The following is a 24,535-nucleotide window of genomic DNA, read 5'->3' on the forward strand; positions in this document are numbered from 1 at the left end:
AAAAGCCGTCAAAACGATAGTTGCAGGAAGATATGCCATGACGGTTGCTTATCTTGGCCTCGGCGCGAATCTCGGGGACGCGCGCCAGACCCTGAAAGACGCGGTGGTGTGCCTCGCACAACAGCACACCATCACCGTGCTCGCCAAATCGAGCCTGTATCGCACTGCCCCGATCGACGCGGGCGGCGACGACTATTTCAACTGCGTCGTGAAGCTGGAAACGACGCTCCCCGTGCGGCATCTGCTCGCGCTGTGCCACAAGATCGAGCATCAGTTCGGCCGTGAGCGGCCGTTCCGCAATGCGCCGCGCACGCTCGATCTCGACATCCTGCTGTATGGCGATCAATCGATCGACGAAGCCGATCTGATCGTGCCGCACCCACGCCTCGTCGAGCGCGCGTTTGCGCTGGTGCCGCTCGTCGAGATCGACGCGGCGATCGTCATTCCGCTGCATGGCCGGGCCGCCGCGCTGCTCGACAGCGTGAGCGATCAGCGCATCGAGAAAGTAAAGTCGCCCTGCCAGTGCCCGATGCTCAATGCGCTGACCGGCAATTCCGCCGAGAAAGGCCGCTGCGAATGAGTTCGCCGCCGCTCACGGTCACCGCGCCGCAGCTGCGCCCGCCGTTCGGCTATATCGCGATCGAAGGGCCGATCGGCGTCGGCAAAACCTCACTCGCGCGGCGCCTCGCGCAACGCTGGTCGATGCACGAACTGTTCGAACGCTCGCAAGACAATCCGTTTCTTGAACGCTTCTATCGCGACACCACGCGCTATGCGCTACCGGTGCAGTTGCACTTCGCGCTGCAACGCGCGCAGCAGGCGCAGGAAGTCAGCGCCGCGCAGGCGAGCGGCACGCCGCTGATCGCCGACTTCATCACGCAGCGAAACGACATCTTCGCGCGTCTGACCTTGCAGGAAGACGAGTGGCAGTTGTACCGCGCGCTTGCCGTGCGGCTCGACGTCAGCGCGCCGGAGCCGGACTTCGTCGTTTATCTGCAGGCGAGCCCGGAGGTGCTGTTCGCGCGCATCCAGAAGCGCGCGGTGCCGATGGAGCTGCAGATTTCCGATGCCTATCTGCGCGCGCTGTGCGACGCGTACAACGAATTCTTCTACCACTACGACCGCACGCCCGTGCTGACGGTCAACGCCGAACACCTGAATCCGCTCGACTCCGACGCGGACCTTGCGCTGCTCGCCGAACGCATCGAGACGATGCGCGGCCGCAAGGAATTCTTTGTCAAAGCCACGTCGCTGTAAGCGGCGCGGCTGGTTCATTTTTTTCACTGGATTGACCATGACTTATTTGCAGGAAGCGAGCCGGAGCGCGATCACCGTGCCGAAACTGCAGGCAATGCGCGACGCTGGTGAAAAAATCGCCATGCTCACCTGTTACGACGCGAGCTTCGCCGCGCTGCTCGATCGCGCGGGCGTCGACGTGCTGCTGATCGGCGACTCGCTCGGCAACGTCCTGCAAGGCCAGGCGACCACGCTGCCGGTATCGCTTGCCGACATCGCGTATCACACGGCGAGCGTCACGCGCGCGCGGCCGTCGGCGCTGATCGTCGCGGACCTGCCGTTCGGCACTTACGGCACGCGCGAAGACGCATTCAGGAGCTCGGTCGAACTGATGCGTGCGGGCGCGCAGATGGTCAAGCTCGAAGGCGGCGAATGGCTCGCCGACACGGTGCGGTTTCTGGTCGAGCGCTCGATTCCGGTGTGCGCGCATGTGGGTCTCACGCCGCAGTCGGTGCATGCGTTCGGCGGCTTCAAGGTGCAGGCCAAGACCGAAGCGGGCGCGAGCCAGCTGCTGCGCGATTCGCTCGCCGTGCAGGAAGCCGGCGCGCAATTGATCGTGATGGAAGCGATCCCGTCGCAACTCGCGGGCGAGGTCACGCAGCAGCTGCGCATTCCGACGATTGGTATCGGCGCGGGCCTCGGCTGCTCGGGTCAGGTGCTGGTGCTGCACGACATGCTCGGGATTTTTCCTGGCAAGCGACCGCGCTTCGTGAAGGATTTCATGCAGGGACAGCCGAATATTCAGGCGGCCGTCGAGGCGTATGTGCGGGCGGTAAAGGACGGCACGTTTCCCGGCGCCGAGCACACGTTCTGATGCTTCATTGCCGCGCGAGCGCGCGGCATTCCCGTATTTTTCAGTGTTCTAACCAACAAGCCGTGCCGGCACCGCGCCGCGCAACGCGTTGCACACGAGCAGCGCTTCGGCGTTCAGCACATCCGCCCGCGTCAGCACTTTTTCACCTGCCCGCAAGCCCGACGCGTCGTCGAGCAACACGCTTCGCATTACACCTGGCAGCACGCCTGACGCGAGCGGCGGCGTCCACCATTGTCCCGCGAGCTTCACGAACACGTTCGACCTGCCGCCTTCGGTCAGCTCGCCCCGTTCGTTGAAAAACAGCGTATCGAAGGCGCCCTTCGCTTCGGCTTCGCGCCAGCCGCGGTCGTAGTCTGCCCGGCGCGTGGTCTTGTGGCGCAGCAGCGGATCGGCGGCGCGGGTCGGCGCGAACTGCGCTTCGGGGCCGAGCAGAACAGCAACGATCGCATCCGCCAACGGCGCAAGTATCGCGGCCGAGATCTGGGTCACCCCGCTCTTGCTCAAAGCAAGCCGCATTCGATGCGGCATCTGCGCCGGGAGCGTGGCGCACCGCGCTGAAATCTCCCCACGAATGCGCGCTTCGTCGAACCCGAAGCCAAGCGTCGCGGCGCTCGACGACAAGCGCCGCAGATGCCGCTCGACGTGCCGCACGCCGTCTTCCCGCGTCGCGTACATCGTTTCGAACAGTTCGAAACCCGGCTCGGCGCCCATCAGAAAACGTGCTTTCAATCGACACTCCTCGTGCTCGTCGGCGGCCACGCTGTCGAGCACGATGCCCGCGCCGATGCCCATGCTGCCGCGCAGACCGTTCGTGCCACCGTCTGACGCCGATGACGCAGTCAACGTCAACGTGCGAATCGCGACCGACATGCAAAAGTCGCCGCAATCGTGATCATCGCCCGGCGCATCGAGCCAGCCGATCGCGCCGGTATAGAGCCCGCGCGGCGTGCTTTCCAGTTCGTCGATCAACTGCATCGTGCGATGCTTCGGCGCACCGGTAATCGAGCCGCAGGGAAACAGCGCGCGCAGGATCGTCGCGAACGAGGTGCCGTCGAGCAACGTCGCCTCGACAGTCGACGTCATCTGCCACACCGACGCATACGGCTCGACCGAAAACAACGCCGGCACGCTGACCGAGCCGATCCGCGCGACTCGCGACAGATCGTTGCGCAACAGATCGACGATCATGACGTTCTCGGCGCGGTTCTTCGGATCGGTCGCGAGGAACTCGGCGTTACCCCGGTCGACGGCAGGATCTTGCGAGCGCGGCGCCGTGCCCTTCATCGGCCGCGCGCGCAACGTCGGGCCGTGCTTTTCGACGAACAGTTCGGGCGAACACGACAGCACCCACGCATCGTCCGGCAACGCGATCAGCGCGCCGAACGACACGGGCTGGCGCGCGCGCAACCGCCGATAGAACGCGAGCGGCGAGCCGAACACGTCGAAGCCGAGGCGGTACGTGTAGTTGACCTGATAGGAATCGCCCGCGCGCAGGGCGGCGTGAATCGCGTCGATGGCCGCGTGGAACTCGGCGCGATCGACGCTCTCGCGCACGTTCGCGGTGCCCGCGACCGACGGCTCGAAAGCGCCGTTGTCCCGCGCCGTCAGCCATGCGTCGACCTCGTCGCGCGAAAGCTTCGCACAACGTTCGAACAATAAAAAACGCAGCGTGGCATTGCCACGCTGCGTTTCAGAAGACCGGCGCGCATCGAAACCCATCAGCGCGCGGCCAAATTCATAATCGGCGAGCACGACGGCGTGCAAACCGCTCCGGGTATCCGCCGCGACGCTGTCGCACACGGCTTCGAGCTGCGCCGCCTCCGTGCAGACCCGCTCGCGCACGAAACCCGTGTACAAGCGGCTCGACGGAAGCGCCGCCGTTGCACCGCAATCGTCGAGCAGCGCGAACGCCGCGCCGCGACTGTCCACCGTCATACTGACCGCCGAATCAAATCAATCGAAAAAGCTCTTTACGCGATCGAACCAGCTCTTGCTTTGCGGACTATGCCGCGAACCGCCTTCCACGAGCGCCTTTTCGAACTGCTTGAGCAGATCGCGCTGCGCTTCGGTGAGCTTGACCGGCGTTTCAACCTGCACGTGTACGTACAGATCGCCGGCGATGCTCGAACGCAGCCCCTTGATGCCCTTGCCGCGCAAACGGAACGTCTTGCCGGACTGCGTGCCTTCCGGCACCGTGAAGCTGGCGCGACCGGCGAGCGTCGGCACCTCGATATCGCCGCCGAGCGCCGCGGTAGTGAACGGGATCGGCATCTGGCAATGCAGATCGTCGCCGTCACGCTCGAACACCGAGTGCTGCTTGATATGAATCTCGACATACAGATCGCCCGACGGACCGCCGTTGATGCCCGGCTCGCCGTTGCCGGCCGAGCGGATGCGCATGCCGTCGTCGATACCGGCCGGGATCTTCACTTCGAGCGTCTTGGTTTCCTTCACCTTACCCGCGCCGTGGCAGTGATTGCACGGCTCGGGGATGTAGGTGCCGGTGCCGTGGCACTTCGGGCAAGTCTGCTGGATGCTGAAGAAGCCCTGCGACATGCGCACCGAACCCGAGCCGCTACAGGTCGGGCAGGTTTCCGGCTTGGTGCCCGGCTTCGCGCCCGAGCCATGGCAGACTTCGCACGAAACCCAGCTCGGCACGCGAATCTGCGTGTCGTAGCCGTGCGCGGCCTGCTCGAGCGTGATTTCCATGCTGTAGCGCAGATCGGCGCCGCGATACACCTGCGGGCCCGCGCGGCCGCCTCCGCGTGCGCCGCCGCCGGCCGCCTGGCCGAAGATGTCGCCGAAGATGTCGCCGAATGCATCGGCAAAGCCGCCGAAACCTTGCGCGCCGGCCCCACCCATGTTCGGATCGACGCCCGCGTGACCGTACTGATCGTACGCGGCGCGCTTTTGCGAATCCGACAGCATTTCATAGGCTTCCTTCACTTCCTTGAAATGCTCTTCCGCATCCTTGTGACCCGGATTGCGGTCGGGGTGGTGCTTCATCGCGAGCTTGCGATAAGCCTTCTTGATTTCGTCGTCGCTCGCGTTCTTTGCGACGCCCAGAACCTCGTAGTAATCCCGTTTCGCCATATCGGTTCAACGCCGCCGCGCAAAGCGACGCGGTAGCTCCTTGTGAATGCTGTGGAGTCTCACGACTCGTCCGGCCGCTGTCTGCGCCGCGCCAGGGCACGGTTCAAAACAACGCCCTCCATAAAACGAACGTGCCCGGAGAGCCCCAAAAAGGCTCGCCAGGCGCGAAAACCGCTCTTGCACTTTGGGCGCCCCGGGGGCGCCGTTCTCGTGCAGCCGGGCCGCGCACATTGCTGTGCACGGCTTTACGGTCGGATGCCGACCTGGCTTTAGTCTTTCTTCACTTCCTTGAAGTCAGCGTCGACCACATCGTCGGCCTGCTGGCTCGCACCCGCCGATGCACCGGCACCGCCCGCCGCGCCCGCCGCCGCTTCAGCACCTTGCGCAGCCTGCATGTCGGCGTACATCTTCTCGCCCATCTTCTGCGAGGCCGTGGCCACCGCTTCGATCTTCGCTTCGATCGCGGCTTTGTCGCTCGAGTTGCTCTTCAGCGCGTCTTCGAGGTCCTTCAACGCGGCTTCGATCTTGTCCTTCTCGCCAGCTTCGAGCTTGTCGCCGTACTCGGTCAGCGCCTTCTTCGTGCTGTGGACGAGGGCGTCACCCTGGTTGCGGGCGTCGGCCAGCTCACGCAGCTTGTGATCTTCTTCCGCGTTCGCTTCGGCGTCCTTCACCATCTTCTCGATTTCGGCTTCGGACAGACCCGAGTTCGCCTTGATCGTGATGCGGTTCTCCTTGCCGGTCGCCTTGTCCTTCGCGCCGACGTGCAGAATGCCGTTCGCATCGATGTCGAAGCTCACTTCGATCTGCGGCACGCCGCGCGGTGCCGGCGGAATGCCTTCGAGGTTGAACTCGCCGAGCAGCTTGTTGCCCGCTGCCATTTCGCGTTCGCCCTGGAACACCTTGATCGTCACGGCGCCTTGATTATCATCAGCCGTCGAGTAGACCTGCGCGTGCTTGGTCGGGATCGTCGTGTTCTTGTTGATCATCTTCGTCATCACGCCGCCGAGCGTTTCGATGCCGAGCGACAGCGGGGTCACGTCGAGCAGCAGCACGTCCTTGCGGTCGCCCGACAGAACCTGGCCCTGGATCGCGGCACCAACGGCCACGGCTTCGTCCGGGTTCACGTCACGGCGCGGATCCTTGCCGAAGAACTCCTTCACCTTTTCCTGCACCTTCGGCATACGGGTCATACCGCCGACCAGGATCACGTCGTCGACTTCGCCGACCTTCACGCCCGCGTCCTTGATCGCGACGCGGCACGGCTCGATGGTGCGTTCGATCAGGTCTTCGACCAGCGCTTCCAGCTTGGCGCGCGTGATCTTCAGGTTCAGGTGCTTCGGACCCGATGCGTCCGCCGTGATGTACGGCAGGTTGATTTCGGTCTGCTGGCTCGACGATAGCTCGATCTTGGCCTTTTCAGCCGATTCCTTCAGGCGCTGCAGCGCGAGCACGTCTTTCGACAGATCGACGCCCTGCTCCTTCTTGAACTCGCCGATGATGTAGTCGATGATGCGCTGGTCGAAGTCTTCGCCGCCGAGGAACGTATCGCCGTTCGTGGACAGCACTTCGAACTGCATTTCACCGTCGACGTCCGCGATTTCGATGATCGACACGTCGAACGTACCGCCGCCCAGGTCGTACACCGCGATCTTGCGATCGCCCTTTTCAGCTTTGTCCAGACCGAACGCGAGAGCCGCGGCGGTCGGTTCGTTGATGATCCGCTTGACTTCCAGACCGGCGATGCGGCCGGCGTCCTTGGTTGCCTGACGCTGGCTGTCGTTGAAGTACGCCGGCACCGTGATCACGGCTTCCGTGACGGTCTCGCCAAGGTAGTCCTCAGCGGTCTTCTTCATCTTGCGCAGGACTTCGGCGGAGATTTGCGGCGGCGCGAGCTTCTGGTCGCGCACTTCGACCCACGCGTCACCGTTGTCGGCCTTGATGATCTTGTAGGGCATCAGGCCGATGTCCTTCTGCACTTCCTTCTCTTCGAAGCGGCGGCCGATCAGGCGCTTGACCGCGAACAGCGTGTTCTTCGGGTTCGTGACCGACTGACGCTTGGCCGGCGCGCCGACCAGGATCTCGCTGTCATCCATGTAAGCGATGATCGACGGCGTGGTGCGCGCGCCTTCCGAGTTCTCGATGACCTTGACCGAGTTGCCTTCCATGATCGCCACGCACGAGTTCGTCGTGCCGAGGTCGATACCGATGATTTTGCCCATTTTTACAAATCTCCTGACTTTGATCGCTGCGGAAAGCGCCCGGTTGACCCATTTGGCGGCGGGACGATCCGCTCTCAATTCATACCTGCACTCAAAATAAGTGCGGCCACATCGTTTTCAAGACCTCTTTTGCGATGCGGTCTTTAATTTTTTTCAATCACGGGGCGAGGCGCCTGAATCTTCGCGGCACGTAGCGATGCGAAGCGACGCAGCAGACGCCACCGGCGCAAACGCCCGGAGCGAGTGTCGACGTGATTACTTCGGCGCCGCGACGGTCACGAGCGCGGGACGCAGTACGCGATCCGCGATCACAAAGCCCTTTTGCAGCACCGCGACGACGGTGTTCGGCTCCTGGTCGGCCGGCACCATCGAAATGGCCTGATGGCGATGCGGATCGAACTTTTCGCCGACCGGATTGATCGCCACGACGCGACCCTTCTCGAGCGCGCCGCTCAACTGCCGCAGCGTGAGCTCGACGCCTTCGCGGACCTTCTGCAAGTCGTCGGACGAATGGGCGACGGCCGCCTCGAGACTGTCGACCACCGGCAGCAGATGCTCGGCGAAGCTCTCGATCGCGAACTTGTGCGCCTTGGCGACGTCTTCCTGAGCGCGCCGGCGCACATTTTCGGTTTCGGCCTTCGCGCGCAGGAAGCTTTCCTGCAACTCGGCGATCTTCGCCTGAGCGTCGGCCAGCGCCTGCTCGGCGGCACCCTGGGCCGGTTCCGCGGGGGCGCCGGTGTCCGGCTGTTGAGCAGCGGCCCCGGCCGCCTCGGCGGCCTGGCGCGCGGCTTCGTCGGCGGGCGTGGGATTCTGGCTCGTCGGGTTCTCTTGCGTGTTTTCCATGTCGCTGAAAGTCGTTAAAAAGTAAAAGCCAAAGGCGGTGCAAGCCGTTCCGACACAGTACGATTCATGCTTTGCAAAATCGCGACACGCGTCTTCGCGCCGATCCGCCAGACCGGACCCCAGATGGGGCCTGAAAAAGCCGTTTCAAGCGGGTCGAGGGTTTTTTCGCACCACCGACGTGCAGGCGAAATGCGCCGTAACAAGCCTCAACGTGGCGCAATCAGATAGAGATTGAGTGCAGCCCGCAACTGACCTATTCTCCAGTCATGGAGCGGCAACGCCACGTTAACCCTAATCTGACGTAAGCGTTACCGACACCTGACAGTCGTTCCGATAGCCTGTTTCAGCCCATCAAGGGGAGTACCGTGAAACTGACCTTTGCAATCGGCGTGGTCGCACTGGTACTGATCGCGGGCACCACGACCATCTGCATGTCCGGTGCGGTCAACGACCACACCACCGAGTACGGCGGCGCACACGCCACCGTGGAGCAGTTTCTCAATCCCCACCTGAAAATCTGTCGATAGTGCGCCGGTCGCGTTTGGTCGGTCGGCCGTGCAGCGCGGCGGCCGGCTCGTGATAGACCTTGCGCCGTTCCTGCTCGACCTGCCGCTTCGCCTTGCTCTGCGCGGTTTCCACATAAAGCGTCTGCGCGACGCTCGCCGGACCGCGTACATCGCATACGCCGAGCACCTCCACCTGCCACACGTAGCGCTCGATCTCGATTTCGACCAGATCGCCGACACGCACGTCCTTCGCCGGCTTCACGGCGACGCCGCCGATACGCACCCGCCCCTTGTCAACCGCCTCCGCGGCCAGCGAACGCGTCTTGAAGAAGCGCGCGGCCCACAGCCATTTGTCGATGCGCAGTTTCGCGCCCGGTTCGGTTGAAATGCGGTAGTTCATCTGCGTATTCAAGCTCCTGTCGTGTGCGGCACCGGCACCGCCTGCACGGGCCAGCCCTGCAGATGCTGCGCAACGATTTCGCCAAGCGCGGCAACCCACGGCTGCGACGCGTTCAGACAGGCGATCCGGTGAAACTCCTTGCCACCCGCCTGCAGAAATTCGCCGCGCCCTTCCATGCCGATTTCCTCGATCGTTTCGAGGCAGTCGGCGGTGAAACCCGGGCAAAACACGTCAGCACGCCGCACGCCTGCCGCGCCGAGTTCCTTCAACGTCGGCGCCGTGTAGGGCTGCAGCCATTCGGCATTGCCGAAGCGCGACTGGAACGTGATGCGGCATTCGACCGACGTCAAATCGAGCGCCTGCATCAGCAGCGCGCCGGTCTGCTGGCATTGCTCGTGGTACGGGTCGCCGAGGTCGAGCGTGCGCTTGGGCACGCCGTGGAAACTGAGCACGAGCTTGTCGCCCGCCGCGAAATCGGGGCGGCCGTGCAGATGCCAGTAGTGGTGCACCTGTGCGGCGAGCGCCGCGATGTACGCCGGGTGATCGGCGTACTGGCGCACGGTGCGGACTTCCGGCTGGTTGCGCATGCGCTTGAGCGCGGAAAAGGCTTCGTCGAACGCGGTCGCGGTGGTCGACGCCGAATACTGCGGATACATCGGCATCAGCAACACGCGCTCGGCGCCCGCGAGCTTCAGCTGGTTCAGCATTGCCGGAATGCCGGGCGTGCCGTAGCGCATCGCGTAGTCGACCAGCACCGTGTAGTCGTTCAGTTGCAGCAGATGGCGCAGGCCCTCGACCTGCTTTTCGGTGTGGACGCGCAGCGGTGAGCCCTCGGGCATCCACACCGCCGCATACTTCTTCGCAGAGCTGCGGCCGCGCAACGGCAGAATCAGCAGACGCAGAATGAGCTGCCACAGCAGCGCCGGAATTTCGACCACGCGAGGATCGGACAGGAACTGCGCGAGGTAGCGGCGCACCGCGCGCGGCGTCGGCGCGTCGGGCGTGCCGAGATTGATCAGCAACACGGCGACGCGATGCGACGTGGCGTTCTGTGAAGGCCGCTCGAGGTCGAAGCGCATAGGTAGCAGAAATCACCGCATTTTGCGGCGAGTCGATTCAATGGAGATTCATTATAGCGGCGCGGGTTCTGCCCGGCGCCGCCAGAGACCCCTGGCCATTCGGACGATTGGCAGACACCGCGCGTTCGCGCATCATGATCGCCACGGACTGCGATGACGACAGTTCTACGGAGCCCGAGGACTACTGCTGGCTGAGCGTAATGGACAACAGCCGCGCGGTTATGTCCACGATCGGAATCACGCGGTTGTAGGCCATGCGGGTCGGTCCGATCACACCGAGCGTGCCGACGATCTTGCCGTTCACCTCGTACGGCGCGGTGACGACGCTCATTTCCTCGATCGGTACCAGATTCGATTCGCCGCCAATGAATATTTGCACGCCCGCCGCGTGACTCGACACGTCGAGCAACTGAAGGAGGCTGGTCTTCTGGTCGAACACATCGAACAGCTTGCGCAGGCGCGCCATGTCCGACGAAAGATCGGCGACTTCGAGCAGATTGCGCTCGCCCGAGATCAACACGGTCTCGCCGGTGTCGGATTCGTCGGTGCTGGCGGTGACGGCCGCGTGCATCAGCGAGGTCATGTCGCCACGCAGCTCGTCGATTTCCCCGCGCAGGCGGCGGCGCACCTCGTCGAACGAGAGGCCCGCGAAGTGCGCGTTGATGTAATTGGAGGCTTCCACCAGCTGCGAAGGCGAAAAGTCGCGCTGGGTGGCGAGGATGCGGTTTTGCACGTCGCCTTCGGGCGTCACGATGATCAGCAGAATGCGCTGGTCGGACAGGCGCATGAATTCGATCTGCTTGAACACGTGGCTGCGACGCGGCGTGAGCACGACGCCGGCGAACTGCGACAGATTTGACAGCACGCTCGCCGCCGCGGCGACGATCTTCTGCGGCTCGCCCACCTGCAGCGTGGTCTTGACGGTGCGCGTCACCGCCTCCTCGTCGGCGGCGGATTCGACGGTCAGCATCGTGTCGACGAACAGGCGGTAGCCGCGTGGTGTCGGAATGCGCCCTGCCGACGTATGCGGACTGATCACGAGCCCCAGATCCTCGAGGTCCGACATCACGTTACGGATCGTGGCCGGACTCAGTTCGAGGCCCGAATAACGTGACAGCGTGCGCGAGCCGACCGGCTGACCTTCGGCGATGTAGCGCTCAATCAGCGTTTTGAGGAGGGTTTGTGCGCGAGGATCTAGCATGACGAAAAATTTTAGCTCAATGGCATCGCAGCCGTGAGCGCCCGCGGCGCCCGCTCCCGGCGAATGCACCGCCGTCGGCGGGCTCGCATGTCATCGGGTCTCACCATTCTAACGATAATCGCGACATACGCAGACGCCCTGCGTGCGCCGCCCCACAACCGGGTTGGTCTGCGGTTCTTTTCAGGCCCTACCTATGGTGTAATGCCGGCATGCAAGTGACCAGCCAGTTCAAGACCGTCGCGCTCGTCGGGCGCAGCAATACGCCAGGCATCGGCGAGCCGCTGACCGCGCTCGCCGCCTGCATCGCGAAGCTCGGCCTGGAAGTCGTGTTCGAAGCAGACACCGCCGCCGAGATCGGCGTGACCGACTATCCGGCGCTGCGTCTCGCCGAGATCGGCGCGCGCGCCGACGTCGCCGTGGTGCTAGGCGGCGACGGCACGATGCTCGGCATCGGCCGCCAGCTCGCGCCGTATCGCACGCCCTTGATCGGCATCAACCACGGGCGGCTCGGCTTCATCACGGACATTCCGATCTCCGACATGCGCGAGATCGTGCCGCAGATGCTGTCCGGCAATTTCGAGCGCGAGGAGCGCGTGCTGCTCGAAGCGCGCATCGTGCGCGACGGCACGCCGATCTACCACGCGCTCGCGTTCAACGACGTGGTGGTCAACCGCAGCGGCTTCTCGGGCATGGCGGAGTTGCGCGTGTCGGTCGACGGCCGCTTCATGTACAACCAGCGCTCGGACGGCCTGATCGTCGCGACGCCGACCGGCTCGACCGCGTATTCGCTGTCCTCGCAGGGGCCGATCCTGCATCCGCAACTACAGGGCATCGTGCTCGTGCCGATCGCGCCGCACGCGCTGTCGAACCGGCCGATCGTGCTGCCGGACGAATCGAAGGTCAGCATCCAGATCGTTTCCGGGCGCGAGGTGAACGTCAATTTCGACATGCAGTCGTTCACGTCGCTGGAGCTCGGCGACACGATCGAGGTGCGCCGTTCGCGCCACACGGTGCCGATGCTGCATCCGGTCGGCTACAGCTACTACGCGACGCTACGCCAGAAGCTGCACTGGCACGAGTACCCGTCGCACGAAGAAGACCCGAGGCCGTAAGCGGCACTTTGATTTCGCACGCCGCCGCGGCCGCCACCCGAATCCCAAGCTCACCCGACGACCTCCATGCTTCGCCACCTCTCGATACGCGACTTCGTCATCGTCGCCGCGCTCGACCTCGAATTCGACAGCGGCTTTACCGTTTTCTCGGGCGAAACCGGCGCCGGCAAATCGATCCTGATCGACGCGCTCGCGCTGGCACTAGGCGCGCGCGCCGAGGCGAGCGTCGTGCGCACCGGCGAGAGCCGCGCCGACATCACCGCGGAGTTCGAGACGCACGCACAGGTCGATCAATGGCTCGACACGCAGGCGCTCGGCGCGGCCGACGACGGCCAGCACGGCGGCACCGTGATGCTGCGGCGGGTGGTCGACGCGAACGGCCGCTCGCGCGCGTTCATCAACGGTACGGCGGCCACGCTCGCGCAGCTGCGCGAGGTCGGCGAGATGCTCGTCGATATTCACGGCCAGCACGCGCACCAGTTGCTGATGCGCCCCGACGCGCAGCGCGAGCTGTTCGACACGCACGCGGGCCTGTCCGACCTGGCCGCCGCCGTCACGCGCGCGTGGCGCACGTGGCGCGACAAGGCGCAGGTCGTCGAGCACGCGCAAACGCGCGATCGCGAGCTGCAACTCGAACGCGAGCGACTCGCGTGGCAACTCACCGAACTCGACAAGCTCGCGCCACAGCCGGGCGAATGGGAAGAAGTCAACACCGAGCATCGGCGGCTGTCGCATTCCGCGAATCTGATCGACGGCGTGCAGGGAGCGCTCGGCGCGCTGTCCGAATCGGACGACGCGATGATCACGCATCTCGGCTCGATCGTGTCGAAGGTGCGCGACCTCGCGGAGATCGACCCCGCGCTGAACGACGTGCTCGCCGCGCTCGAACCGGCCGAAATCCAGTTGCAGGAAGCCGCGTATTCGCTGAGCCACTACGCGCAGAAGCTCGAGCTCGATCCGGAGCGGCTCGCGCAGGTCGAAAAGCGCCTCGACGCGCTGCACTCGGCCGCGCGCAAGTTCCGCCTGCGGCCCGAGACGCTGCCGGAAGAACACGCAGAGCGGCGCAAGCAACTGGCCGCGCTCGACGCCGCCGCCGACCTCGACGGTCTGCGCGCCGCCGAGGCGCAAGCGAAGGAAGTGTTCGTCGCCGAGGCGAAAAAGCTGTCGAAGGCACGCGCGAAAGCAGGCAAGGCGCTCGGCGAGGCGGTCACGACCGGCATGCAGGAACTGTCGATGAAAGGCGGCAGCTTCGAGGTCGCGCTGGTGCCGCTGCCCGAAGGCGGCGCGCACGGGCTCGAGCAGATCGAGTTCCGCGTCGCCGGTCATGCCGGCGTGCCGCTGCGGCCGCTCGCGAAGGTTGCGTCAGGCGGCGAACTCGCGCGTATCAGTCTTGCGCTCGCAGTGATCGCGAGCGCGGCCAGCCCGACACCGACCCTGATCTTCGACGAAGTGGATACGGGCATCGGCGGCGGCGTGGCCGAAGTGGTCGGACGGCTATTGCATCAGCTCGGCGAGGCGCGCCAGGTGCTGTGCGTGACCCATCTGCCGCAGGTCGCCGCGCGCGGCGATCATCATTTCCAGGTCGCAAAGATGAGCAACGGCACCGGCGGCACGCTCAGCAGCGTGAGCTCGCTCGACAAGGCGAGCCGCATCGAGGAAGTCGCGCGCATGCTCGGCGGCCTCGAAATCACGGCGACCACGCGCAAGCACGCGAAGGAAATGCTGGCCGCCTGAAATTGCGCCGCGCATAGGCGGCCGCACACGGCTGAGTCGGCTTGGCCGGGACGTCACACCGATCCCGGCCGCGCATGATGCGCGACGCGAAGTGCGTGAGCGCCCTTACCCAAACACCCTCTTCCACAACGCCAGCACCGCCTCGCGCTCGGCCGCCACCAGCGCCGGATCGACCCGCGCCTTCTCCATCCCATCGAGCCGCAGCGTGTGCTGCAGCTTGCGATAGCGCCGATAGGCGGCGCCGACCGTCTCCGCTTCCGCTTCGCTCATCAGCCCGAAACGCGACACCTCACGCAGCAGCGCGATATTGCCGGTATTGCGGATCAGTTCGGGATCGCGCGCCGCATGCAGCAGCACCCAGTACTGCACGGTGAACTCGATATCGACCATGCCGCCGCGGTCGTGCTTCAGGTCGAACAGCGCCGGCGTATGGTTCGGGTGTCCCGCCTCGACACGCACGCGCATCTCGACGATCTCTTTCGCGAGCGGCGCCGCTTCGCGCGGCGTCGTCAGCACCTGTTCGCGGATCGCCTCGAACTTCGCGCCGATCTCCGGATCGCCCGCGCAGTAGCGCGCACGCGTCAGCGCCTGATGCTCCCACACCCACGCGGTATTCGCCGCGTCGCCCTCGCGCAGCTGGTAGCGACGGAACGCATCGAGGTCGGTGACGAGCAGGCCCGACTCGCCGTTGGGTCGCAGCCGCAGGTCGATGTCGAACAATGTGCCGGCGCCGGTCGCGGTGGTCAGCCATGTGATCAGACGCCGTGTGTAGGTTGCGTAGACGTCGGCGGCGGCATCGCCGGGATCGTCGTACAGGAAGATCACGTCGAGGTCCGACGCGTAGCCGAGCTCCTTGCCGCCGAGCTTGCCGTAGGCGATCACCGCGAAGCGCGGCACGTCGCGATGACGTTTGGCCAACTGCTTCCACACGGCTTCGATCGTCACGTCGAGCACCGCGTCGGCGAGCTCGGACAGCCGGTCGCTGACGTGCTCGACGGACAGCTTGCCGGCAAGATCGATCAGCAGAATGCGGAACACCTCGGCCTGATGCGCGTGACGCAGCAGATCCATCTGCTGCTCGACGCCATCGGCGGCGGCGAGCCGCAAACGCAACGTACGCTTGAATTCAGCCCAGTCGAACGGACTGTTGATCGCCTCGACGTCGAGCAGCTCGTCGAGCAGCTGCGGATGGCGGATCAGATAGCCGGCCGCCCAGCGCGAGCCGCCCAGCACCGACAGCACCTGGTGCAGCGCCTGCGGATACTCGGTCAGAAGCGCCAGATACGCGCCGCGCCGGCTCACCGCTTCGAGCAGATCGAACAGGCGCGCGACCGTATCGCCGCGCCGCCCGGCCGGCTCCAGCGTGCGCGCGGCTTCGAGCGCGCGCTGCGCGACGATGTCGAAACGCTGCCGGCTGCGCTCGTTCAGGCCCGTGTAGCGCGACGAGCGCCACACCGCCTGCAGCCGGGCGAGCAGCTCACCGGGCTCGGCCACCCCCAGTTCGACGAGGCGCGCGCGCAGTGCGTCGTCGGCGCTATCGTCGGCGAGCGCGCTGCTCCACACCCACGCGGCCGCGCCGTCCTCGGGCGCGCCGCAACCGTCGCGGCCGCCCACCTTGTCGGCGAAAATCTGGTCGAACTGCTGTTCGACGAACTCGCGATGCGCGTCGAGCTTCGTCATCAATTGCGGGTAGTCGTCGCAGCCCATCACGCGCGCGAGCGCCATGCGGTCTTCGGCATCGACGGGCATCGCGTGGGTCTGCGCGTCGTTGCGATATTGCAAACGATGCTCGAGCTCCCGCAGAAAGCGATACGCCTGCGACAGCTTCACGCACACCGACGGATCCATCAACCCATTCGTGGCCGCGTGGCGCAGCACGGCGAGCGTCGGCCGCACGCGAAAGCCGGCGTCCTGGCCGCCGCGGATCAGCTGGAACACCTGCGCGCTGAATTCGATTTCACGGATGCCGCCACGGCCGAGCTTGATGTCGTCGGCCTTGTCGGGGCGCATCGACGCGCGGCGCTGCGCCTCCTGGCGGATCTGCAGATGCAGCGCGCGAATCGCGCTGATCACGCCGAAATCCAGATAGCGTCGATAGACGAACGGCGTGACGATCGCCCCGAGCTGCTTCTGCAGCCGCTGCGCCGAGGCGCTCGCGCCCTCGGACACGAGCCGGCCCTTGATCCACGCGTAGCGCTCCCACTCGCGGCCCTGCACATAGAAATACTCTTCGAGCATGCCGAGGCTGCATACGAGCGGCCCCGAATCGCCGTTCGGCCGCAGACGCATATCGACGCGAAACACGTAGCCGTCGGCGGTGACTTCGGCGAGCGCGCCGATCAGCCGCTTGCCGAGCCGCGTGAAGAACTCCTGGGTCGCGAGCGGCGAGCGCTGGCCGCCGGCGGTCTCGCCGTCGTCCTCATAGACGAAGATCAGGTCGATATCCGACGACACGTTCAGCTCGCGCCCGCCGAGCTTGCCCATACCGACCACGCCAAGCGTGAGCCGTTCGCCCTGCTGGTCGCGCGGCTCGCCATACAGCGCTTCGAGCTCGGCGCTCAGCACCGTCAGCGCGCGCTGGATCGTCGTTTCCGCGAGATCGGTCATCGCGCCGGTGACTTCGGCGATATCGGCCTCGCCGGCCAGGTCGCGCTCCATCACCGCGCAGAATACTTCGGTGCGCAGCTGGCGCAGCGCGCGCTTCAGCGCATCTTCGTTGACCGGCGCACCGGCTGGGCCCGCCGCCTCGGCGCACAGTTCGTCGAGACGCGCGTCGATGCGCTCGCGCGTCAGCAGTTCGTCGGCCAGCGCGCCGACATGCGCGACCAGTTGCGGGCGGGCCGCGGCGGCGCGCGCGGCATAGTGCGAATAGCTGGAACTCAGGAGGGTGGCGTCAGTCATCAAAAATCTGGCTCGCTCGTTGCTTGATCGAATTTGTCCGGCGGTATTCTGACGGTGTCCGGGTGTCGTTCCGGGGTCGTTGTCGTGTCGTTCCGTCGTGCCATCGGCATGCGGCGACAAGCGTGCCGGCCCCCATGCCGGACGGCCTCGCCAATCGCCGTCACGGGCCATCGGACAGGGTTTGCAGGAGGTCCGCCGACGCTTTCCCGTGTGATACATTTCGTCGTTAACACGCAAAACTACCATACGCCCAGCCGCCGCAGCATGTCCGAGCGAAACGAATCCGCCGACCCGCAAACCCCACCGCAGGTCCGGCATGTGAGCGGAAGCGACCACATCGTGCTGCGTCGGACGTTGCGCGTGCTCGCCGCGCTCGCGCTCGTCCTCTATTTCATCGCGGGCGGACTGTTTCTGGGTTTGCGCTACGTGGTGCTGCCGCGCGCCGACATGTTCCGGCCGCGCATCGAAGCCGCGGTCTCCGACAAGCTGCGCACCCAATTCACGATCGGCCGGCTCGCGCCGCACTGGAGCGGCTTCCAGCCAGGGCTCGATGTCACGAATCTCGTCATCCGCGATCACGACGGCCAACCCGCGCTGACGATTCCGCACGCCACCGCGTCGGTGTCCTGGCGCTCGCTGTGGGAGTTTCATCTGGCGCTGTCGAGCCTGATCGTCGATCAGCCGGACGTGCTGGTGTCGCGCAGCGAGGACGGCGTGCTGTCGGTCGCGGGCGTGCCGGTGCCGACGCGCCACAGCGGCAACGACGCGCTGTCCACCTGGTTGTTGCGTCAGCAGGCGATCGTCGTGCGCGGCGGCGTGCTGCGCTGGCGCGACGCGACGCGCAACGAACCCGAACTGGCGCTGCGCGACATCCGCATCGCGATCCTCAATGACGGCCGCGACCACCGCATGGCGCTGCAGGCGCCACCCGACGGCCAGGTGCTGAAAGGCCCGCTCGACTTCCGCACGCACTTCCGCCACGCGCCGCTCTCGGCGCTCGGCAAGCCGATCAACTGGAGCGGGCAGGTGTACATGTCGACGGGCCCGGTCGATCTGCCGACGCTCGCGCGCTACATCCAGTTCCCGATCGAGACGTTCGCCGGCCGCATCGACAATGCAATCTGGATCGACTTCAGCGAAGGCCGCATGACCCAGGCGACCGGCCAGTTGAGCGGTTACGACGTCGCGATGCGCGTGCGCCCGACCCAGCCAAGGCTGCTCGTGCCGATCACCCACTTTCTGTGGCGCGTCGAGGCAAACGAAGGCGAGTACCGGCTGCAGCTGTCGGACCTGCGTGCCGAGCTCGGCCAGCCGCCGCTCGAAGACGGCACGCCGCTCACGCGCATCCTGCGCTTCCGGACCCTCGACAGCCGCTACCGGATGGCGTCGCAGCAGCATGGGCAGCTTTTGAGCGTCAGCGGCGATCGCGTCGATCTCGGCATCCTCGCCGAATTCAGCCGCGCGCTGCCGCTGCCGCGGCACTTTCTCAATGAACTCGTGCGCATCAATCCGCGCGGGCGCGTCGCGAACTACGTGATCGAGCTCGAGCGCGGCAAGCCGGAATCCGGAGAAGTGGGCAGCGACCGTCGGCCGACGGGTGCTGAACCGATCGAGCGTTATCGCTTCAAGGGCGATTTGCAGGGCATCAGCTTTGCCGCCCAGGAGCCGGGGCCGGGCCTGACGCCGCGCGGCCACCCGCGCGCCGGCGTTCCCGGCATCGAAAACCTGTGGGGCAACGTCGACGCCGATGAAAAAGGCGGCCACGCGAACTTCGATACGACCAACGTGGCGATCACGCTGCCGGGCGTGTTCGACGATCCGCGTCTCACGCTTGCGCGTCTGCACGGCCGCGCCGACTGGACGATGGGCACGAAGGCACCGGGCGACACGCGTCCCGCGTTCGCGCTCAAGCTCAACGATTTCAGCGTATCGAACCCTGACGTCGAGGCGAGCGCGACTGCGAGCTACAGCAATCCCGGCCACGGCCGCGGCTCGCTCGACCTGAAAGCCGACTTCCGGCGCGCGCAGGTGACGCACATCGCCCGCTATCTGCCGACCGCGGTCAGCGAAAAGCTGCGCATTTACCTCGGCCACGGCTTGCAGGCTGGCGTGTCGCGTGGCGGCACGATCGAAGTGCACGGCGACCTGACCAAGTTCCCCTACGCGCGCGACCCCGACGCCGGCATCTTCCGCATCGTCGCGCCGTTCACCGGCGGCAAGTTCGATCCGACGCCGTTCCCGCCGCGCAACATGCGCAACGGCACGCCAAACGTTTGGCCGCCGCTCGACGGCATCGACGGCGTGTTCGAGCTCAAGCAGAACGTGCTGCGCTTCGACATCGACCGCGGCCGTTACAAGCGCGTCGCGCTGACCGGCGTGAACGGCCGCATCGACGACCTCGGCACCAAAGGCTCGAACCTAACCATCCAGGGCAACGGCCGTGGCCCGCTCGCCGATATGCTCGACTACGTGAACGGCAGCTCGCTCGGCATCATGGCGCGGCACCAGACCGAAAAAATTCGCGCGGAAGGGCCCGCGTCGCTCGCGCTGAAGCTGACGATCCCGCGTACGCCGAAGCCGCATATCGGCGTGGAAGGTGCGCTCGGCTTCCAGAACAATCGCCTGAGCGTGAGCAATGCGCCGTCGCTGTCGCAGCTGAACGGCCGGGTGCGCTTCACCGAACGCACGGCCGAGGTCGAGCGGCTCTCCGGCCAGTTCCTCGGCGGTGACGTGCATGCGAACGGCGGCTTGCGGCAAGACGGCACGTACGCGCTCGCGCTCAACGGCCACATCGCCGTCGATGCCGCGCGCGAACTGCATCTGCATGGCCCGGCCGCACAGGTGCTCACGCATATGAGCGGCAGCGCGCCTTATGCATTGCGCGTCACCGGCGCGAAGGGCCGCCTGCCGGAGGTCAGCGCCAACTCTGATCTGAGCGGCCTCGGGCTCGATTTTCCAGCGCCGTTCAAAAAGACTGCCGGCACGCCGATGCCGCTGCACTTCTCGGTCAATCCGTCGACGCTGCCGGGCGAAGCCGGCCTCGAACGCGCCGACCTGACGTTGGGACCGGTCGCCGCCGCGTATCTGCTGCGCTATCGGCCGAACGCGCAGCCGCGTACGTCACCGACCGTCGTGCGCGGCGCGATCGGCGTGAACCGGCCGGTCGACCTGCCGTCCGAGGGCGTGGTCGCCGCGGCGGACATCAAGGAGATCGATGCCGACGCCTGGCGCGCGCTCGCCGCGCAGCTGCGCGCGGGCGTGAGCGCGGGCGGGGCGAATGGCGTGAACGGCGGTGCGAACGGCGGCAATACCGCCAGCAGTGCGGCCACACCCGCGGCCGCGCCTACGGCCGTGCCGAATCCCATGCTCACGCAGTTCCTGCCGAACCGCTTCGCGCTGCACATCGACATGCTTACGCTGCTCAAGCGTCACTGGGACAACGTGATCGTCGGCGCGTCGCACGCGGACCGCACGTGGCAGGCGAACGTCGCGTCGAATCAGGTGTCAGGCCACGTGTCGTGGCTGCCGGGAGCGACCCGCGAATCGCCGGGCGAACTCCAGGCGCGCTTCGCGCGCGTCGTGATTCCGTCGGTCGCGGACAAGGACCTGCTCGGTCCGGCGATGTCGGCGCCCGCGCTGAACATGCCGTCGATCGATCTGGTCGTCGACGAGCTGATCGTGCACGATCGCAACGTCGGCCGGCTCGAGGTCGACGCGCACAACTTCGAAGAAAACGGCGTGCCGGTCTGGCAGCTCGACAAGCTCGACGTGACGAACCCCACCGCGACGCTGAGCGCGACCGCGAACTGGCGCACCTCGACCGAACTGCCCACCTCGGCCGACGAAGCCATGCCGCGCCGCACCGTGTTCGATTTCAAGCTCGACATCAAGGATGCCGGCGCAATGCTCGAGCGCTTCGGTCTGCCGAGGACGCTCAGGGGCGGCACCGGCTCGATTCAGGGCAAGGCCGTGTGGCAGGGCGGCCCGACCACGATCGACTATTCGACGCTGAACGGCAACCTCGCGCTGGATCTACACCACGGTCAGATCCTGAAGGTCGATCCGGGCGTCGCGACGCTGCTCGGCGTGCTGAGCCTGCAAAGCCTCGCGCGCATCGCCACACTCAATTTCCGCGATGTGATCGGCGAGGGCCTGCCGTTCTCGAGCGTGACGGGTACCGCGCAGATTCATGACGGCATCGCCCGCACCGACAACTTCAGGATGGTGACCGCGCCGGCCCGCGCCGAGATGGTGGGCTCGGTCGACATCGCGCAGAAGAGCCAGGACCTGCACCTGCACGTAGTGCCGACCGTCAGCGCCGGCTCCGCGGTGATCGCCGCGACGGTCATCAATCCGCTGATCGGCCTCGGCGCGCTGATCGCCGATATCGCGTTCACGCATGGGGTGTCGCACGTATTCGCGCGCGACTACGCGATCACCGGCTCGTGGTCGAAACCGCACGTCGAGCGGGTGACGGGCGAACGGGGTAAGATTGACGCTCCGGCTTCGACCGTGGAAGCGCACTGAGCTCCGGTTTCCCTGGCGCCGCCGTCTCGAACCACGCGGCCGCTCGTGCCGCTCTATCGACTCAATGCGCCAACGGGGCCGAGCCAGCCCAGAACCATGCATGCGGCGCCCGCGCTTCACACCGCCGCCCGCCGGGAGTCTTTCGACACGCTCATGAGCGAAACACACGTCACTTCATCCGCATCCGCCGCAACCTCCAGCGGCCTTGTAGCCAGCCCCTTCCGGGTCGCCGCGCTGCAGATGGTCAGCTCGCCGGATCGCGATCGCAATCTCGCCGACGCAGAGCGCCTGATCGCCGAAGCCGCCGCCGACGGCGCGCAACTCGTGCTGCTCCCCGAGTATTTCTGTTTCATGGGCTTCAAGGACACCGACAAGCTCGCCGTGCGCGAGCCACATCAGGACGGCCCGATCCAACGCTTTCTCGCCGACGCCGCGCGCCGCCACCAGATCTGGGTGATCGGCGGCACCCTGCCGCTGAACGCACCGGAGCCGTCGCGCGTACTGAACACGACGCTGGTGTTCGACCCGAGCGGCAACGAGGCCGCGCGCTACGACAAGATCCACCTGTTCAACTTCGAAAAGGGCGAAGAATCGTTCGACGAAGCGCGCACGATTCGACCCGGCACCTCGGTGCAAAGCTTCGAGGCGCCATTCGGCCGGGTCGGCCTGTCGGTCTGCTACGATCTGCGCTTTCCCGAGCTGTACCGGCGCATGGGCGACTGCGCGCTGATCGTGGTGCCGTCGGCGTTTACCTACACGACCGGCCGCGCGCATTGGGAGCTGCTGCTGCGCACTCGCGCGATCGAAAACCAGTGCTACGTGCTCGCCGCGGCGCAAGGCGGCAAACATGAAAACGGCCGCCGCACCTGGGGCCACAGCATGCTGATCGACCCGTGGGGCGAGATCGTCGCGGTGCGCGACGAGGGCGCCGGCGTGGTCGCGGGCAACCTCGAACGCGCGCGCATCGACGAAGTGCGGCAAAGCCTGCCGGCATGGCGTCATCGCGTGCTGACCTGAAACCGACATTGAAACTGCGGCGCCTGCCACGCATATAGCGACGCAGGCGCTCCCCGACCCCTTCGTATCGAGCAGAACATACTTCGCATGAACATCATCGAACCCGGTATCCGTAATCTCGCCGCCGCCAAGGACATCCTCCTCACGCCCTATGGTCTCGACGAATCGCTGCTCACGCGCACGCTCGCCGAAATCTTCACGCACCGCGTCGACTACGCGGACCTGTACTTCCAGACCACCCGCAGCGAAGCGTGGAGTCTCGAGGAAGGCATCGTGAAGTCGGGCAGCTTCAGCATCGATCAGGGCGTCGGCGTGCGCGCCGTGTCGGGCGAGCGCACCGCGTTCGCCTACTCGGACGACCTGTCGCCCGAAGCGATCCGCCAGGCGGCCATCGCCACGCGCGCGATCGCCAAGGCAGGCGGCGGCAAGCAGAAGATCCAGGTGGCGTCGTCGCTGACCGGCATCGCCGGGCGCGATCTGTACCTGCCGTCCGACCCGCTGCATTCGCTCGACGCCACCGCCAAGGTCAAACTGCTCGAGCGCATCGAGCAGATGGCGCGCGGCCGCGACCCGCGCATCCAGCAGGTGATGGCGGGCCTCGCCGGCGAATACGACGTGGTGCTGGTCGCGCGCAGCGACGGCGGCTTCGCGGCCGACATCCGGCCGCTCGTGCGTGTCTCGGTGACGGTGATCGCCGAGCAGAACGGCCGCCGCGAAATCGGCAGCGGCGGCGGCGGCGGGCGTTTCGACTACGGCTATTTCACCGATGAAGTGCTGTCGCGCTATGTCGACGACGCGGTGCACGCCGCTCTCATCAATCTCGATGCGCGTCCGGCGCCGGCCGGCGCGATGACCGTCGTGCTCGGGCCGGGCTGGCCCGGCGTGCTGCTGCACGAGGCGATCGGCCACGGGCTCGAGGGCGACTTCAACCGCAAAGGGTCGTCGGCATTCGCGGGACGCATCGGCGAGCAGGTCGCCGCGAAGGGCGTCACCGTGGTCGACGACGGCACGCTGCCGAATCGTCGCGGCTCGCTCAATATCGACGACGAAGGTAATCCGACCCAGTGCACGACGCTGATCGAGGACGGCATCCTGAAGGGCTACATCCAGGACACGCTGAACGCGCGTCTGATGAAGATGCCGGTCACCGGCAACGCTCGGCGCGAATCGTACGCGGCGCTGCCGATGCCGCGCATGACCAACACGTACATGCTGAACGGCGACAAGGACCCGCAAGAAATCCTCGCGTCCGTGAAGAACGGCCTGTATGCGGTGAACTTCGGCGGCGGTCAGGTCGACATCACGAACGGCAAATTCGTGTTCTCGGCCTCCGAGGCGTACATGATCGAGAACGGCAAGATCACGTATCCGGTCAAGGGCGCGACGCTGATCGGCAGCGGACCGGAATCGCTGAAGTACGTCACGATGATCGGCAACGACATGAAGCTCGATTCGGGCGTGGGCGTGTGCGGCAAGGAAGGCCAGAGCGTGCCGGTGGGCGTCGGTCAACCGACGCTGCGCATCGAGCGGATGACGGTCGGCGGCACGGCCTGATTTCGTCACGGATGCACGCTTCGCGCACGCAAGGCGCGAAGTGTGCGGGTTTTCCGCATTTTTCGACGCCCCAGCTTGTCAGCCGAGCCTGTACCGGGTTATAAACTCACTCACCCTTTTTGACCAGCGACGCATTCACTTCGCCATGTCCGCCAAGTTTTATTTTTACTTTTTTTGGTATCTCAGACCGCTGGCGGATCGAGAGGGGTGTTAGTGCACGCAGGACACCGAGAATTCCC

The 24,535-nt window shown here is 65.7% G+C and carries 17 protein-coding genes; 9 read left to right on the forward strand and 8 right to left on the reverse strand.

Annotation, left to right across the window (positions count from 1 at the left end; genetic code table 11):
• The first annotated feature begins 37 nt into the window (after positions 1–37).
• The 3 genes from folK to panB are packed head-to-tail and all read left to right on the forward strand — an operon-like array spanning position 38 to position 2,110.
• The gene (gene folK / locus F6X37_RS09635) at positions 38–580 is read left to right on the forward strand and encodes a 2-amino-4-hydroxy-6-hydroxymethyldihydropteridine diphosphokinase (RefSeq protein WP_090803125.1); all 543 of its coding nucleotides are present in this window, start codon (positions 38–40) and stop codon (positions 578–580) included.
• On the forward strand, positions 577–1,257 hold the full coding sequence (locus F6X37_RS09640; protein ID WP_090803123.1) for a deoxynucleoside kinase: 681 nt from the start codon (positions 577–579) through the stop codon (positions 1,255–1,257). Before folK ends, F6X37_RS09640 begins: the two co-directional genes overlap by 4 nt.
• A 37-nt stretch (positions 1,258–1,294) precedes the next feature.
• A complete protein-coding gene (panB, locus tag F6X37_RS09645; protein ID WP_187611112.1) occupies positions 1,295–2,110 on the forward strand; it encodes a 3-methyl-2-oxobutanoate hydroxymethyltransferase in 816 nt (271 codons plus the stop codon).
• 48 nt (positions 2,111–2,158) lie between these two features.
• Here the strand turns inward: panB and pabB are convergent, their stop codons facing one another.
• The 4 genes from pabB to grpE all read right to left on the reverse strand — a co-directional run bounded on the left by pabB (position 2,159) and on the right by grpE (position 8,265).
• A complete protein-coding gene (gene pabB, locus F6X37_RS09650) occupies positions 2,159–4,045 on the reverse strand; it encodes an aminodeoxychorismate synthase component I (RefSeq protein ID WP_187611113.1) in 1,887 nt (628 codons plus the stop codon).
• Between the two features lie 18 nt (positions 4,046–4,063).
• A complete protein-coding gene (gene dnaJ, locus F6X37_RS09655) occupies positions 4,064–5,203 on the reverse strand; it encodes a molecular chaperone DnaJ (RefSeq protein ID WP_018419484.1) in 1,140 nt (379 codons plus the stop codon).
• Positions 5,204–5,472: 269 nt separating this feature from the next.
• Entirely contained in the window at positions 5,473–7,422 is a 1,950-nt protein-coding gene (gene dnaK, locus F6X37_RS09660; protein ID WP_184067307.1) for a molecular chaperone DnaK, read from the reverse strand.
• 255 nt (positions 7,423–7,677) lie between these two features.
• Positions 7,678–8,265, reverse strand: a complete 588-nt coding sequence (gene grpE, locus F6X37_RS09665; RefSeq protein WP_090803117.1) for a nucleotide exchange factor GrpE — start codon at positions 8,263–8,265, stop codon at positions 7,678–7,680.
• Positions 8,266–8,630: 365 nt separating this feature from the next.
• On the opposite strand from grpE, the gene F6X37_RS09670 reads away from it, so the two are divergent.
• Positions 8,631–8,792 (forward strand): hypothetical protein, encoded by a 162-nt coding sequence (locus F6X37_RS09670; protein WP_167368620.1) that lies wholly within the window; start codon positions 8,631–8,633, stop codon positions 8,790–8,792.
• On the opposite strand, the gene F6X37_RS09675 is transcribed toward F6X37_RS09670, so the two are convergent.
• The 3 genes from F6X37_RS09675 to hrcA form a co-directional block, all read right to left on the reverse strand.
• Positions 8,764–9,171: an RNA-binding S4 domain-containing protein gene (locus F6X37_RS09675; protein ID WP_018419480.1), complete on the reverse strand. Its 408-nt coding sequence runs from the start codon at positions 9,169–9,171 to the stop codon at positions 8,764–8,766. The genes F6X37_RS09670 and F6X37_RS09675 overlap by 29 nt on opposite strands.
• Positions 9,172–9,179: 8 nt before the next feature.
• A complete protein-coding gene (hemH, locus tag F6X37_RS09680; protein ID WP_187611114.1) occupies positions 9,180–10,250 on the reverse strand; it encodes a ferrochelatase in 1,071 nt (356 codons plus the stop codon).
• Positions 10,251–10,431: 181 nt separating this feature from the next.
• Positions 10,432–11,451 (reverse strand): heat-inducible transcriptional repressor HrcA, encoded by a 1,020-nt coding sequence (gene hrcA, locus F6X37_RS09685; protein WP_187611115.1) that lies wholly within the window; start codon positions 11,449–11,451, stop codon positions 10,432–10,434.
• A gap of 209 nt (positions 11,452–11,660) precedes the next feature.
• Here hrcA and F6X37_RS09690 point away from each other — a divergent pair, with 209 nt between their 5' ends.
• Together F6X37_RS09690 and recN are read left to right on the forward strand one after the other, a co-directional pair.
• Positions 11,661–12,563: an NAD kinase gene (locus F6X37_RS09690; RefSeq protein WP_090803112.1), complete on the forward strand. Its 903-nt coding sequence runs from the start codon at positions 11,661–11,663 to the stop codon at positions 12,561–12,563.
• 66 nt (positions 12,564–12,629) lie between these two features.
• Entirely contained in the window at positions 12,630–14,297 is a 1,668-nt protein-coding gene (recN, locus tag F6X37_RS09695; RefSeq protein ID WP_184034466.1) for a DNA repair protein RecN, read from the forward strand.
• Positions 14,298–14,402: 105 nt separating this feature from the next.
• Here the strand turns inward: recN and glnE are convergent, their stop codons facing one another.
• The gene (glnE, locus tag F6X37_RS09700; RefSeq protein WP_187611116.1) at positions 14,403–17,198 is read right to left on the reverse strand and encodes a bifunctional [glutamate--ammonia ligase]-adenylyl-L-tyrosine phosphorylase/[glutamate--ammonia-ligase] adenylyltransferase; all 2,796 of its coding nucleotides are present in this window, start codon (positions 17,196–17,198) and stop codon (positions 14,403–14,405) included.
• A gap of 264 nt (positions 17,199–17,462) precedes the next feature.
• On the opposite strand from glnE, the gene F6X37_RS09705 reads away from it, so the two are divergent.
• The 3 genes from F6X37_RS09705 (at position 17,463) to tldD (ending at position 24,296) form a co-directional block, all read left to right on the forward strand.
• Positions 17,463–21,725, forward strand: coding sequence for a YhdP family protein (locus tag F6X37_RS09705; RefSeq protein ID WP_187611117.1), 4,263 nt, complete (start codon positions 17,463–17,465; stop codon positions 21,723–21,725).
• A gap of 153 nt (positions 21,726–21,878) precedes the next feature.
• Positions 21,879–22,742, forward strand: a complete 864-nt coding sequence (locus F6X37_RS09710) for a carbon-nitrogen hydrolase family protein (protein ID WP_187611118.1) — start codon at positions 21,879–21,881, stop codon at positions 22,740–22,742.
• 87 nt (positions 22,743–22,829) lie between these two features.
• Positions 22,830–24,296, forward strand: coding sequence for a metalloprotease TldD (gene tldD / locus F6X37_RS09715; RefSeq protein WP_187611119.1), 1,467 nt, complete (start codon positions 22,830–22,832; stop codon positions 24,294–24,296).
• Positions 24,297–24,535: the final 239 nt, after the last annotated feature.

It is taken from the genome of Paraburkholderia sp. 31.1 (assembly GCF_014397645.1).
GTDB classification, from domain to species: domain Bacteria; phylum Pseudomonadota; class Gammaproteobacteria; order Burkholderiales; family Burkholderiaceae; genus Paraburkholderia; species Paraburkholderia tuberum.